A 12,934-nucleotide genomic window follows, 5' to 3' on the forward strand; every position below is an offset into this window, starting at 1 on the left:
ACGTGGACTCCCCTATTTTTGAAAAAAATGCTAGAATTAACGTTTGAGGTTCAACCAAGTCTTGTTTAAGGAGCGAAATGTCCATGTCATTGCGAAGCGGTGTTGCCACCTTTGCGGGGAAATCGTCCTACTGGTTTCTCCACACCTTCTTACACGGGGGAAGTTCTTTGCCCGGTAAGATTACTTTAAAGTTAGACCCGCAAATCTTGCGGTCGTTAGGTGCCAAGTATGACGTGATCGTCATCACCGGGACTAACGGAAAAACGTTAACCACCGCCCTAACCGTGTCGGTGCTCCACGAAAAGTACCCAACGATTCTCACCAACCCCACGGGGTCCAACATGGAACAAGGAATCGTCACGACCTTTTTAAACGCGAAGAACCCGAAAACCGGTCGGCCCCTCGCCGTACTGGAAGTCGACGAAGCCAACGTGATCAAGGTCACCCAATACATCGAACCCAAGGCCTTTGTCTTTACCAACATTTTTAGAGATCAGATGGACCGCTACGGTGAAATCTACACGACTTACCAGAAGATCCTGGACGGCGTGGCGCTCGCGCCGAACGCGACGATCATCGCTAACGGGGATTCGCCCATCTTTAATTCCAAGCACCTGCCCAATCCGATCCAATACTACGGGTTTGACGACCAACCGGACCGTGATTTCAAGGCTAAGCCCAACACGGACGGGGTCCTGTGTCCAAACTGTCAACACATCTTACACTACCACACGCTGACCTACAGCAATCAGGGCAAGTATTTCTGCCCCCACTGTGGCTTTAAACGCCCCGACCTGACCTACCGGTTGACTCAGCTGGGCACCCAAACGCCAACGTCTTCACAATTCACCATCGACGGTCACGCGTTTAAAATTACGGTCGGCGGAACTTACAACATCTATAACGCCTTAGCCGCTTACGCGGTGGGCCGGTTCATGGGGGTCACCCCCGAACAGATTGCCCACGCCTTCACGGCTAACGAGCAAGTCTTCGGCCGCCAGGAAGTCATCGACGTCAACGGCAAGCGGGTCACCATCATCCTGGTCAAAAACCCGGTCGGTTTAGACCAAGTCCTGCACATGATTGGCACGGATCCCCAGCCGTTCTCGTTTGTGGGCCTGTTAAACGCCAATTACGCCGACGGGATCGATACCAGTTGGATCTGGGACGGCGACTTTGAGCAACTCGCCGATTCCAACATCCCCACGTTCATCACCGGGGGCGAACGGTACAAGGACATCACCTTCCGCCTCAAGGTGGCCGGGGTGCCCGACGACAAGCACATCGTCGAACCTAGTCTGGAGAAGGTGGTCGACCGGATTCAGGAAGTGCCGACCGAACGGGTCTACGTGCTGGCCACCTACACGGCCATGCTCCAACTACGGAAGATCTTAGCTAGCCAAGGTTTCATTAAGGAGGGACTCGGCGTATGACATACGAACTAAACGTCGCCCATCTGTACGGCGACCTAATGAATACCTACGGCGACGTGGGCAACATCCTGGCGTTAAACTACTATGCCAAGCAAATGGACGTACACTTAAACGTCCAAGTCGTCAGTCTGGAAGAAGACTTCCACGCGGCCGACTACGATCTGGCCTTCTTTGGCGGTGGCCAGGACTTTGAACAAACCATCGTAGCTAAAGACATCCAGACCAAAAAGGCGGAACTGACCAAGTTTATCGAATCCGGCGGTCCCCTACTGGCCATCTGTGGCGGTTACCAACTCTTAGGTCACTACTACATCGGTGCCGATGGTGAAAAGCTTCCCGGAATTGGGGCGTTGGACCACTACACCCTAGCGCAGGATCACAACCGCTTTATTGGCGACATCGTGATTAAGAACCAAGAAACCGGCGAGACCTACCACGGCTTTGAAAACCACCAGGGACGGACCTTTATCGGTAAAGGCGAACGGCCTTTAGGTAACGTGGTCAGTGGTAAGGGCAATAACGGCGAAGACGGCACTGAAGGCGCCATCTATAAGAACGTCTACTGTTCATACTTCCACGGCCCCATCCTCACGCGAAACGGCGACATCGCCAAGCACCTGTTGATTGCCGCGTTAAAGCGTAAGTTCCCCAACGACGACTTCAGTCAACAGGAAGCTTTGCCGATCCCGGCAACCTTCTAACCCCGTTACGCGTCATGCAAGCACTGGTCTTAAAAAATAAATTTAACAAGTCTGGTGCTTCCGAATCAGTCAGAAACGGGCTGGAATGGGCTGGGCACGGCTTCCAGCTCATACTGGCCATGACCACAACTCAAATGCATTTTTTCGATCAAATAATACTGACTGGTTATTCTAATCGACATGCCAGTCGATACCACCCATAACGTTCCCAAAAATAATCCCCCGTAAAATCGTTCTGATTTTACGGGGGATCTTTTTAGTTAAATCGTCGTTTTTTCGGCGAGATACGTGCCAATCACCGCATTCCGTTGATCTAAGTACGGTAGGTTCGGCGCCACCGGATGGACCCGGTTGGTCAAGAAGACCATGGCCTGAGCGGTCTGCGGATCAATCACCAAATAGGTACCCGTGAACCCGGAATGCCAGAGGACCCGGTGGGCGGTCGGCCATTGGGTAGCCGTCAACGCCCAACCTAAGGAACGACCGGCTTGACCGGTCGGCGTCCAGTCGGCCACGAGGCGGCGCACCCAGGTCGGGGGCAAAACGGCCGCTACCCGTTCGGGGTGACAGTACGCTTGGCAGAAGCGCACGAGGTCATCGACCGTACTGAACAGGCCGGCCGACCCGCAGCGGCGCTGTAACACGTACCCCTTGGGATCGTGAACGGCGCCCCGCACCAGTCCCCGGTTAGGCGTAATGGCCGTGGGCACACAGGCGTGCGGATCGGTGGGCGTAAAGGTACTGTGCGTCATTCCTAGGGGCGTGAGTACCCGTTTTTGCACGGCTACCTGAACCGGTTCCCCCAGGATTTTTTCAATAATCCAGCCCATGAAGATATAATTCACGTCGGCGTAGACCATCTTGCCGTTAAAGGTGGGGCCGACGTGTAACCCCAATAGTGCCCGGGTCAACTCTGAGGCGTTCAGTTGGTTGCGGTTGGGGATGTACCCCGTGATGCCCGAGGTGTGGGTCAACAGATGTTGAATCGTTACCCGGTCATCGCCAAACGCGGGCAACCAGGTTGTGACGGGATCCGTCAGCCGTAAGCGCCCCGCGGCGAGGAGCTGCAGGGTGACACTTAACGTCCCGACTACCTTGGTCAAAGACGCCAAGTCATAGGTCATCCCCGCGCGTAACGGTTCGGCAGTCGGAACCAGTGCGGCTTGACCGATTTGACCCGATTCGACCCGGTCACCGTCGATAAACGCGTAACTAACACCGGGAACCACTCCCGCCGAAACTAGCCGCCGCAAAGCGGCCTTAGTTGCCTGATAAGCCATCGTACCCCTTCTCTCTGTTTTCCATTTAACCGCAAATATTGAGGGAACGCAATGGTCCTTGATCAATTGGGTTATCGACTTAATTGTTGACGAATCAGGGTTGCTAGAATCGTGACCCCCCGCCGAAATTCGGCCGGGGTCGCGTAGGCGTACGACAACCGTAAGGCGTTCGTGGGGGCGCCGTACACCGTCCCAGGATTGGCCAAGACGCCCTGCGCCAAGGCCGCTTGAAAGAGCCGCGGTAGCTCAACTTTAGCGGGTAACTGAACCCACAGATAAAAGCCCCCGGCGGGCCGATTCCAGGTCGCTAAGTCCCCCAGCGTCGCCGTTAGGCTGGCTAACGCCGCCTCCCGCCGTTCTCGTAGTTGGTCGCGCAACCGTTGTAGGGTTCGGGGATAATCCGGGGCCGTCAACAGGTTAACCAACGTTTGTTGCGACAACGTGCTGGCCCCGTAGTCCATCTGCATTTTAACGTCAGCCAACCGGGCCACCACGGCCTGAGGTCCGACCAACCACCCCACCCGTAAGCCGGGCGCCAGGTCCTTCGAAACGGTCCCCAGATATAAGACGTTGCCCTGGGTATCGTGAGCTTTCAACGGCAGCGGTGGCCGCTGGTCTAACCACAGCTCCTGGTAAGCCGTATCCTCGATGATCGGTAGTTGATATTTCTGGGCAAAGGTCAGTAGGTCGGTGCGCCGTTGGACCGTCATCACGGTGCCCAACGGGTTATCGAAAGTGGGGACCGTGTAGAGTAGCTGCGGTTGCGGACTTACCGGAATATGCCAATAGGCCAGTCCTTGTTCATCGACCGGCAAGGGCGCCCACTTGGCCTGGACCGATTCTAACACCCGCAGCGATCGTAAATAACTAGCCGCCGCCGTATAGACCGTGGTCCCCGGCTTCAACAGGGCCGCCGTAATGAGCTGGAGGGCCTGTAAGGAGCCCGAGGTGATCAAGATATTATCGACGGTGGTCTGGACGCCCCAGGTCTTTAGCCGCTGGACCAGCGCTTCCCGTAAGGCTAAACTCCCCAGTGCCGGCAGGTAATTTAACGTGGTCAGTTGATCGGCTGCCTGGTGCATGGCCGTTTGGACGGCCCGTCGCGGAAACAGGTCCGGGCCCAGTTCGCCGGTGCTCAGCCGAATTGGGGTCGTAAATTCGCGTTGATTAATGGTCTGAATGGTGGGTTGATTGGCGCTAAACTCTCCCGCGTGCACCCACCGTTGCCAATCCGGCGTCGCACTCAGCAGTGTCGACCACGAATTACTGGCCACCCGGGTGCCCCGCCCGTGAGCGGTCATCACCACGCCTAACGCCTGCAATTCGGCAATCGCCGTGTGAATAGTACTGCGGTTCACCCGGTAGGTCTGGGCTAACTCCCGTTGCGGTGGGAGTTGTTGACCGACCAACCAGTTTCCCTGGCGAATCTGAGTCACACAGTAAGTGATCAATTGTTGGTAGAGTGGCGTGGCACTTTCTCGTTGTGGCTGCCACCGAAACTGAACCGTCTGAGCCATGGGGCTTCCCCTCCTTTTGTCCTTAGTTTAGCACAGAAAAAACGGCCGTTACCGCACTCAGGCGAAACGACCGTTAGACTTTGTAACGTTAAGTTAAGCTAAATTATTGCCCGCAAACTGACTGTTGTACAGGTCCGCGTAGAACCCGTGGGCCGCCAACAGACTGTCGTGGTTTCCGGTCTCCACGATGTGCCCGTGGTCCATGACCACGATATTTTCGGCGTTTTGAATCGTCGACAACCGGTGGGCCACCACGAAACTAGTCCGGCCGGCCAGCAGGCGCTCCATAGCTTGCTGGATCAACATTTCCGTCCGCGTGTCCACGGAACTCGTGGCTTCATCTAGGATCAACACGTCGGGATCGGCCACGAAGGCCCGGGCAATCGTCAACAGTTGCCGTTGCCCCTGAGAAATATTGCTGGCCGCTTCGTTCAAGATGGTGTCGTACCCATCCGGTAACTGCCGAATAAAGGTGTCCGCGTGGGCCGCCTTAGCCGCCGCATAAACCTCGTCGGCCGTCGCATTTTCCCGTCCGTACTTGATGTTATCAAAGATACTGCCGGTAAAGAGCCAGGTATCTTGTAAGACCATGGCGAAGTGCTTCCGTAAATCCGTCCGAGCCACCGTATTCGTCGCTTGGCCCCGGTACTTGATCTGGCCACTCGCCACGTCGTAGAAGCGTTCCAGCAGATTAATGATGGTGGTCTTCCCAGCTCCGGTTGGGCCAACAATGGCAACCATCTCGCCCGGTTTGACCGCCAGATTGAAGTCCTCAATCAACGGCTTGTCCGGCACGTACTGGAAGTTCACGTCGTCAAATTCAATGACGTTCCCCGCCTCAGCCGTCTGGACCGGCAATTGATCGTGGGCCGTCTGGGGCATGTCGTCTTCGTCAAGGACGGCAAAAACCCGTTCGGCGGAGGCAATCGTGGCCTGAATCGTGTTGGTCAGGTTGGCCATCTGGGTGATGGGCTGGGAGAACTGGTTGGTATACTGCAGGAAGGCCTGCACGTTCCCTAAACTCACGGTCCCGTTAGCGACCTGAATCCCCCCAATCACCGCGACGGCCAGGTAATCCAGGTTCTTGACGAAGTTCATCAACGGGAAGATCAGACTGGAAACGAATTGCGCCTTCCAGGCCGACTTGTAGTACTTTTCGTTGTGTTCTTCAAACTGGTCCTGCACGTCGGCTTCCTGGTTAAAGGTCTTGACCACGGTATGGCCCGCGTAGGTTTCTTCAACCGTGTTGTTCAGTAACCCCAGGTTCTTCTGTTGACTGGCGAAGAACTTTTGCGACCGGGGGGCGACTAGCATGACCACGACCAGACTCAACGGGACCGAGATCAAGGCAACTAACGTCAACCACCCACTAATGGTCAGCATCATGTACAGCACCCCAAAGAAGGTCAGCACACTGGTCACCAACTGGGACAGGGTCTGCTGCAACGTGCCCCCGATGTTATCCATATCGTTGGCCATCCGGGACATCAAGTCCCCGTTGCTATGCGTATCGTAATAACTGATTGGGAGGCGTTGCATCTTAGCCTTCAGGTCCCGCCGTAACTGGTAAACCACCTTTTGGGCGATCCAGTTCATGATGACCTGTTGGACGATGCCGAACAGTGCCGCGCCCACGTACAGAATCCCGACAATTAATAAAATGTGCCCAATTTTCCCAAAATTAATGGGTAAGCTGGTCATGGTAATGCCCGCCTTGAGCTCGGCGGTCCCCTTCATCACACCTTTAAAGAGTTCCGTGGTGGCTTCCCCTAGAATCTTGGGGGTCCGAATCTGTAAGATCACGGAGGCCGCCGCAAAAATCATCACGACGACGATGCCGGGAATCCAGTGTTTCATATACCGAAAGAGGCGGCCGGTGGTCTTCCAGAAGCTTTGTGGCCGTTGTTTGGTGGCTGAACCGCGTCCGTTACGCATCGACAACATCCCCCTTCCGTAATTGTGAATCCAGAATTTCTTGGTAAGTTTTGTTCGTAGCCTTGAGTTCATCGTGCGTCCCTTGACCCACGATCTTCCCGCCGTCGATCACTAGGATTACGTCGGCATCGGCCACGGTGGAGACCCGTTGGGCGACGATCACGGTCACGCCGGCCTGAACCTGCGCGTCCTGACGTAATTGTTGCCGCAACAGCGCATCGGTCTTGAAGTCTAACGCGGAGAACGAGTCGTCAAAGACGTAGACGCTCGCTCGCTTCAAGATGGTCCGCGCAATCACTAACCGTTGCCGTTGTCCCCCGGAGAAGTTGTCCCCGTTTTGTTCAACGACGGCGTCTAGTCCCCCGGTCTCCTTGACAAAGTCCGTGGCTTGCGCGACGTCGAGGGCGTGCCAAATCTGGTCGTCGGTCGCATCGGCCTTGGCCGTCACCATGTTACTGCGGATGGTCCCCGCAAACAGGACGGCCTTTTGTTGGGTAATGGATACCGCTTGGTGCAATTCGCGTTGACTCACCGCGGGGAGTGCCACGCCGTTCAGGCGAATTTGGCCGCTTTCGGGATCAAATAACCGGGGAATCAGGTTGACCAGCGTCGATTTACCCGAGCCGGTCCCCCCGATAATCGCCACGGTTTGTCCCGCCTTGGCGCGGAAGTGCACGTCGGCCAAGGCCAACTTCTCCGCCCCCGTGTAACGGAAGTCCACGTGGTCAAACTCTAAGCTGACCGGACCGTCCGGTAACGTCACGGGTTGGTCGGCATCGTTGATTTTGGACTTTAAATCCATGACTTCGTTAATCCGCGCCGCCGAGGCTTGGGCCCGGGGAACGAAAACAAAGACCATCGACACCATCATGAAACTGATCAGGATTTGGGTGGCGTACGTCATGAATGCCACCAGGTTCCCTACTTCCAAGGCCTGGTGCGCAATCAATTGTCCCCCGTACCAGACGATTCCGATGTTGGTTCCACTAATAATCAGCGTGATCACCGGGAACATTAACGAAACGATCATGAAAACTTTAATCCCCGTTTGGGTGTAGTCTTGGTTGGCCCCTTCGAAACGGTCCTGTTCAAACTTGTCTTGGTTGAAGGCCCGAATAACCCGAACCCCGGTCAAGCCTTCGCGAAAGATTAAGTTAATGCGGTCAATCTTCTTTTGTAAGCTCTTAAATAACGGCACCGCGAAATACATGACCACAATGGTAAAGAGGGCCAAGACGGGTAACGCCACTAAGAAGACCAGCGTGAGGCGCGGACTCTTTAAGTACGCCAAGATACCGGCCCCAATTAACATAATGGGTGCCATTAACATCATCCGTAACATTTGAACCATCACGTTTTGAATTTGAACCACGTCGTTAGTCGTCCGCGTAATCAAAGACGCGTTCCCAACGGTTTCGAACTCTTCCGTAGACGACAGGGTGACCTTCTTGAAGAGGTTCGTTCGGATTCGCTGCCCCATCTTCTGGGATTGCGTGGCGGCGTAATAAACGTTGCCGGCCGCGCCCAGCACCCCGATGAAGCTCAGCAGAAGCATCTGCCCCCCGGTACGCCAGATGTACCCAATGTCGTTGTTCGCAATCCCCTTATCAATGATATTGGAGGTTAACGTGGGTAACGACAGGTCACAGGCAACTTGAATCATCATAAAGCCCACTGCCAGGACTACTGCCCACCAGTCCAGGTGTTTTCGGGCAAGTCGCATCATTTGATTTTGGCCTTCTTTCTCATAGGTTTGTTAACAATGCTGACAAAAATTGCATATGCGACAATTATACTCGTCTCTTTAACGTTTGCAATCATCAATGATTCCGGTGAGACTGGTAATCCGGTCAAAATTTGTTACAATGTAAGCACCGAAGGGAGCAAAGACTTGTGGCTAGTAATTCTGATTCGATTTATAACGTTTTAACCTATATTCACCGACATCCGCAACGCGTTGATTTCATCGCGCAACGCAACAGTAACGTGGTCTCAATCGGGGTTCCCGATACGGTCCCCGTGGCCAACGTCGAGCTGTACTTCCCCACGGATCGTTTAGTGGTCAACCGCTTGGATGAGGACTTTTTAGCCATGCACGGCGACCTGTTAAACGACTTCTTCGACCGGACCCGCAGCTCCAAACTGGACTACCAAGACGTGTGGGTCACCACGGGCTACGTTCCCGGCCAACACGCTTACCTAGTTGAATTATCCTTTGAATAAGTCACGAAAAGGCACCGCACGAGTTTACGACTCTTGCGGTGCCTATTTTGATGGTTAACTAAAGATGGCTTTAGAGGCCCACAGTCCCCCGACGACCAACACGGCGACGATAAAGAACTTAAAGAGTGCCGCGAAGGCCACCAGGACGATGGCTCCAATCACCAGAGTCCCCACTAGGCCTAACAGCCAACCGGCTAGCCCAAAGACGAGCCGTAAAATGGGAAACAGAAGTAACAATAATAAGAGACCCAGAATCATGCTGATCCCCCCTCACACTAATTTAGGTCTACCCCGTAGTGTACACGATTCCGGCTTAAAAAGCACTTAACCCCTGAGGGTCTGGTCTTACGCCGTCGTAATCTGCATCCGTCCGTTTTGCTTAGAATGGTACAGATTGGCGTCAACTCGCTTGTAAAAGTCTAACGGGTTGCGATCCTTGACGGTTAAGCCCGAAACCCCAATCGATAAGGTAACCTCGAGTGTTTGATCGTTGTAGGTGATCTGGTTCTTGGCGACGGCGTCAAAAATCTGTTGAGCAATTGGTTGAGCCTGTTCCATCGTATAATTCGGTAAGAGGACGTTAAATTCCTCGCCCCCGTTTCGATACAAGATAATCCGCGGATCGATTTGTTTTAACGCCGCACTCGCCGTTTTGGCCACGCCCTTTAGCACTTCGTCCCCGGCTAAATGACCGTAGGTGTCGTTAACGTGCTTAAAGTGATCAATGTCAAACATGATCATCGATAAATTACGGTGCTGCGAGACGCTGTGGTAAAACAGGTACCCGATGGCTCGGTCGTAAGCCGCATAATTCTGCACGTTGGTTAAGGCGTCCCAGTTAGCCGACTGGAACAGCCGGTCCTTAATGCGCCGGTCCTTATCTTGAATCTTAAAGTACCCGTACATCAGCACGGCCAAAATGGCGAAGTTTAAGAGTTCTTCGCCCACGGTCGTCCAGGCGAGATTCAAGCGAATTTTGACCACGATCCACAGAATGGTGGCGTTGACCATGGCTAACGACATGTAGCGCGTAAACGGCCAGCGCCACATGTGAACACTTTGAACGTGGGATTCCACGTAGAATAACGCAAAGACCCCCGTGTAAAACCACGATAGTGGCTGATCCACGTTACCATTAATTAACATAAAACCAATCCCAAAGATCACAATTAACCAATACGGAATCCGAATTTGTAAGAAATAAGCGGCAAAAACTAAAATTAATAGTTGAAAGTTCATAAACGTCCAGGATAAATGACTATCCCGAACTAATAATTGTAACGCAAAAATGGCCGCCCCGGAACACAGGGCCCCGACCCACGCCTGAACGCGTTTCACGTTAACCGGTTTACTCTGCGATTCAATCTTCGTGGTAATCCAGTTAAAGATTGACCAGTAGAGCGTGATGACCCCTAGGACAAAGAAAATACTCGTAATAAAGGGTGGTACCAGCCACATTGACCAAGTCATTTAATCAGACTCCTCATAGGTTCTAACCAACAATTACCAACTCTTCTAATTAATCCGATATCTAAATAATTAAACCTAACAATCAAACTAACCACTTTAAACCCCTTCGAGTTGACTAACTACTTCTACTATAAATCAATCCATATAATAAAACCATAAAAATTTATATAATATATTATGTTAGGTGACTGTGCATTAGCTCAATCATGAACATTCCCTCGAAATGTTAAACTCCCCCTATTGTTCCCCTCAAAAATACAGTATGATGGTAAGTGAAAATGCATGTAAGGAGGAATTGCGCCATGTACCGTTACTTTTTACAGCCGCAACTTGACGTTTCCAACAACTCACCTATCGGTTATGAGTTGCTCATTCGCCAAAAAACGGCTGACAAATGGGTCTTACCCCATAATTTTGCGTCAATTCCGATTGACGTCCAAGCGGATCTCATCCGCCGGACCGCGCAAAAACTCATGTTAAAGATTGGCTCCGTGTCTTTTAACACTAACCGTAGTCAGTTTATCGATAATACCATTGCGCAGGCGATTTTAACCGCCCAACAACATATTTATCCCCTGAATTTGGTCTTAGAGGTCACCGAAGAGGTCACCGATGACGACATTACGGACCAACAAATCATCGACCAGGTTCGCTTCTTCGACCAACACGGGATTCAGCTTAGCCTGGACGACGTGGGGACCGGGGTCAACACCTACGATCACCTGGAACCGGTGCTCCCCTACGCCAGCGAAATCAAGTTCGCGATGCAGAATTTCCGGCAAGAAAAACGGGAGGCCGAGATTCCGGCCAACCTAAAGTTCTGGAAACAGGTCGCCGACCAACACAACCTCCGCTTGATTCTTGAAGGCGTGGAAAATCAGGAAGAACACGACATGGCCAACGACTTACAAATTGACCTTCGCCAGGGCTGGTTCTACGGCAAGCCCCACCTATTCAAGTTGGACCCGACCGACTAAAGAATGGCACCTGACCATCACCGTTTGTGATGGCCAGGTGCCATTTTAACGTAATTGATAAATAAATCAAGCCTTAATTTAATGGGTTAACCATTTTTATTGGCCATTTCCCGGTCCGCCAGCCGCTGTGGCGGTCGTTTCTCCGGTCTGATCCGTGCTACCGGTACTATCGGTCCCCGTCACGTTCGCAATGGTGCCCGTGGTGGCATGGCTTAGACCCAGGCCCCGCCGAATAAAGTTGGTCACCCGCTGGAGTTCGCTGGTCGTTGCCACCTCCATACTCTGTCCATTAATGGTCTCACCAGTCCCTTGAATGTGGGTGGTCTTGATGTGCTTGATCGCCGCACGATAATTCTGGGCCAGCGCCGTTAAATCGTTAAAGGTCAGATCAGTTTGAGTCTGCTTGGATAACGAGCTGATAAAGTCCGCGTTCAGTAACGTCGAGATGGAGTTGGATTGCTTAAGGAGGGCCATAATGACCTTGCGTTGGCGCGTCTGTCGCCCGTAATCGCCCTGCGGATCGTCATCGCGCATCCGTGAGTAGGCCAACGCTTTCTTACCATTCATGTGGGTGGTGACGCCCTTCTTAAAGGTATACCCGCCGTAACTAAAACTTAGGGTCGGCTTCAGCGTCACGCCCCCCACTTCGTTGATAATTTTTTCCATGCCCCCCATGTTAATAATGGCGTAAAAGTCGATGGGCACGGTCAGCATCTTTTGAACCGTGGTGATGGCCGTCTTGGACTTGCCCCAAGCGTAGGCCGCGTTGATTTTCGCCGGTGATTGACTTTCGTATCCCGGAATATTCACGGCCGTATCCCGCGGAATGCTGGTAATGGTGGTCTTATTAGTTTGTGGGTTAATGGTCACGACCATCATGCTATCGGTCCGTCCCTGAAAGGTTCGCCCTAACGCCCCAGTATCGGTCCCCATGAGTAGAATAGAAATCGGTTTTTTCTGGGCTAATTGGCGGTTAACGTTCCGTAACTTGCTCACGCCGGACGCCTGGTACGATCCCTTCACCGAATTCTGGAGGCTGTGATACTTATGCATCCCGTACGCACTGCCCCCAATCAGGAGTGCCAGAATCAAGAAGAGCACCGTTTTTAAAACTGGATGCCGTTTTTTTAGTCGTTTACGTTGCATGTTGCCACCCTTTCAGCCACGGGTCCCCTTCACCGCGGAACATTTAATCTAAAATTGATTGAACCCGTCCATTATAAACGGCATTTCTTAACGCTTCCTAAGTCCCGGTTCGACTTAAGAAATTCCCAAGGTTTCGTCCTCAATAGCCATTACGATTAAGGGCTAAAACTAAACCGTCGTTTAAACCGCTGCTTAAAATTAAAATACGATTAAATCAATTACAATATTCTAATTTTATTTCGAGTGCCTGTC

The 12,934-nt window shown here is 52.7% G+C and carries 11 protein-coding genes; 4 read left to right on the plus strand and 7 right to left on the minus strand.

Features of this window, described 5'->3' with window-relative positions:
* Nucleotides 1–83 precede the first annotated feature (83 nt).
* Together FD25_RS12180 and FD25_RS12185 are read left to right on the plus strand one after the other, a co-directional pair.
* Nucleotides 84–1,433, plus strand: coding sequence for a Mur ligase family protein (locus FD25_RS12180; RefSeq protein WP_057804553.1), 1,350 nt, complete (start codon nucleotides 84–86; stop codon nucleotides 1,431–1,433).
* Nucleotides 1,430–2,134 (plus strand): type 1 glutamine amidotransferase, encoded by a 705-nt coding sequence (locus FD25_RS12185; protein ID WP_057804554.1) that lies wholly within the window; start codon nucleotides 1,430–1,432, stop codon nucleotides 2,132–2,134. Before FD25_RS12180 ends, FD25_RS12185 begins: the two co-directional genes overlap by 4 nt.
* Nucleotides 2,135–2,394: 260 nt before the next feature.
* Here FD25_RS12185 and FD25_RS12190 read toward each other — a convergent pair whose 3' ends face one another.
* From FD25_RS12190 to FD25_RS12205, 4 genes are all read right to left on the minus strand, one after another.
* Entirely contained in the window at nucleotides 2,395–3,414 is a 1,020-nt protein-coding gene (locus FD25_RS12190) for a serine hydrolase domain-containing protein (protein ID WP_057804555.1), read from the minus strand.
* Between the two features lie 71 nt (nucleotides 3,415–3,485).
* On the minus strand, nucleotides 3,486–4,931 hold the full coding sequence (locus tag FD25_RS12195; protein WP_057804556.1) for an aminotransferase-like domain-containing protein: 1,446 nt from the start codon (nucleotides 4,929–4,931) through the stop codon (nucleotides 3,486–3,488).
* 93 nt (nucleotides 4,932–5,024) lie between these two features.
* Nucleotides 5,025–6,866 carry an ABC transporter ATP-binding protein gene (locus FD25_RS12200; RefSeq protein ID WP_057804557.1) on the minus strand — a complete coding sequence of 614 codons (1,842 nt, stop codon included), beginning with the start codon at nucleotides 6,864–6,866 and terminating at the stop codon, nucleotides 5,025–5,027.
* Nucleotides 6,859–8,592 carry an ABC transporter ATP-binding protein gene (locus tag FD25_RS12205; RefSeq protein ID WP_057804558.1) on the minus strand — a complete coding sequence of 578 codons (1,734 nt, stop codon included), beginning with the start codon at nucleotides 8,590–8,592 and terminating at the stop codon, nucleotides 6,859–6,861. Before FD25_RS12205 ends, FD25_RS12200 begins: the two co-directional genes overlap by 8 nt.
* 167 nt (nucleotides 8,593–8,759) lie before the next feature.
* Between FD25_RS12205 and FD25_RS12210 the strand changes: the two genes are divergently transcribed.
* Nucleotides 8,760–9,089 carry a hypothetical protein gene (locus FD25_RS12210; protein WP_057804559.1) on the plus strand — a complete coding sequence of 110 codons (330 nt, stop codon included), beginning with the start codon at nucleotides 8,760–8,762 and terminating at the stop codon, nucleotides 9,087–9,089.
* Between the two features lie 54 nt (nucleotides 9,090–9,143).
* On the opposite strand, the gene FD25_RS12215 is transcribed toward FD25_RS12210, so the two are convergent.
* Together FD25_RS12215 and FD25_RS12220 are read right to left on the minus strand one after the other, a co-directional pair.
* On the minus strand, nucleotides 9,144–9,347 hold the full coding sequence (locus tag FD25_RS12215) for a hypothetical protein (protein WP_057733173.1): 204 nt from the start codon (nucleotides 9,345–9,347) through the stop codon (nucleotides 9,144–9,146).
* Between the two features lie 87 nt (nucleotides 9,348–9,434).
* Nucleotides 9,435–10,559, minus strand: coding sequence for a GGDEF domain-containing protein (locus tag FD25_RS12220; protein ID WP_057804560.1), 1,125 nt, complete (start codon nucleotides 10,557–10,559; stop codon nucleotides 9,435–9,437).
* 302 nt (nucleotides 10,560–10,861) lie between these two features.
* On the opposite strand from FD25_RS12220, the gene FD25_RS12225 reads away from it, so the two are divergent.
* The gene (locus FD25_RS12225) at nucleotides 10,862–11,536 is read left to right on the plus strand and encodes an EAL domain-containing protein (RefSeq protein WP_057804561.1); all 675 of its coding nucleotides are present in this window, start codon (nucleotides 10,862–10,864) and stop codon (nucleotides 11,534–11,536) included.
* 96 nt (nucleotides 11,537–11,632) lie between these two features.
* Here FD25_RS12225 and FD25_RS12230 read toward each other — a convergent pair whose 3' ends face one another.
* Complete coding sequence (locus FD25_RS12230; RefSeq protein ID WP_057804562.1) at nucleotides 11,633–12,682, minus strand: LCP family glycopolymer transferase; 1,050 nt, start codon at nucleotides 12,680–12,682, stop codon at nucleotides 11,633–11,635.
* Nucleotides 12,683–12,934 lie beyond the last annotated feature (252 nt).

The sequence above is a fragment of the Levilactobacillus acidifarinae DSM 19394 = JCM 15949 genome (assembly GCF_001434835.1).
In the GTDB taxonomy this organism is placed as follows: Bacteria; Bacillota; Bacilli; order Lactobacillales; family Lactobacillaceae; genus Levilactobacillus; species Levilactobacillus acidifarinae.